This window comes from Brevundimonas faecalis (assembly GCF_040549405.1).
Taxonomy (GTDB): domain Bacteria; phylum Pseudomonadota; class Alphaproteobacteria; order Caulobacterales; family Caulobacteraceae; genus Brevundimonas; species Brevundimonas faecalis.
On the sequence record NZ_JBEPTF010000008.1, the window covers coordinates 5,001 to 6,048 of the forward strand.

The 1,048-nt window shown below is 55.2% G+C and carries 1 tRNA gene and 2 rRNA genes (1 of these 3 running past the window's edge); all 3 read left to right on the plus strand.

Features of this window, described 5'->3' with window-relative positions:
• Window positions 1–556, plus strand: a 23S ribosomal RNA gene (locus ABIE19_RS17460); it begins 2,223 nt to the left of the window's first position.
• Window positions 557–678: 122 nt separating this feature from the next.
• A 5S ribosomal RNA gene (gene rrf / locus ABIE19_RS17465) occupies window positions 679–793 on the plus strand.
• A 101-nt stretch (window positions 794–894) separates the two neighbouring features.
• A tRNA-Met gene (locus ABIE19_RS17470) sits at window positions 895–971 on the plus strand.
• Window positions 972–1,048 lie beyond the last annotated feature (77 nt).

The window sequence follows — 1,048 nt, forward strand, 5'->3', positions numbered from 1 at the left end:
GCATAAGCTCGCCTGACTGCGAGACTGACAAGTCGAGCAGAGACGAAAGTCGGCCATAGTGATCCGGTGGTCCCGCGTGGAAGGGCCATCGCTCAACGGATAAAAGGTACTCTAGGGATAACAGGCTGATTTTGCCCAAGAGTCCATATCGACGGCAAAGTTTGGCACCTCGATGTCGGCTCATCACATCCTGGGGCTGGAGCAGGTCCCAAGGGTATGGCTGTTCGCCATTTAAAGTGGTACGTGAGCTGGGTTCAGAACGTCGTGAGACAGTTTGGTCCCTATCTGCCGTGGGTGTTCGAAGCTTGAGAGGATCTGTCCCTAGTACGAGAGGACCGGGATGGACATACCTCTGGTGGACCTGTCATGGCGCCAGCCGTGCAGCAGGGTAGCTAAGTATGGAATAGATAACCGCTGAAAGCATCTAAGCGGGAAACTAACCTCAAAACAAGGCTTCGCTGAGGATCGTGGAAGACTACCACGTTGATAGGCCAGGTGTGGAAGTGCGGCGACGCATGAAGCTTACTGGTACTAATAATCCGATCGGCTTGATCGTTTCTCAGCAAAACTCATTCGGTTCTACTTGCCGATAATACAATCGCGACGATGTCTTCTTTATTGCTTGGGCTAACGCACATTCGTGCTGCTTCAGCCCAGGCTTCTTGTGTGTCTGGTTGACCCCGTGGCTATGTCGGAGGTTCCACACCCGATCCCATTCCGAACTCGGTCGTTAAGCCCTCCAGAGCCAATGGTACTTCGTCTCAAGGCGCGGGAGAGTAGGTCGCCGCGGGGTCTACCAGATACACAAGAACATTATTCAGCGGCTCTAACGCGCTTCGCGCTACTTGAGACCCGCAGTCTTCGAACCCATTCTTCCCTCACTCTCCGCCTTGCCGCGGGATGGAGCAGCCCGGTAGCTCGTCAGGCTCATAACCTGAAGGTCGCAGGTTCAAATCCTGCTCCCGCACCCAAAACTCTCAAAGCCCCGTAGCTCAAAGCTCCGGGGCTTTCTGCTGTCTGCGCCTGACCCAGCGCCAGCAACGCCGCC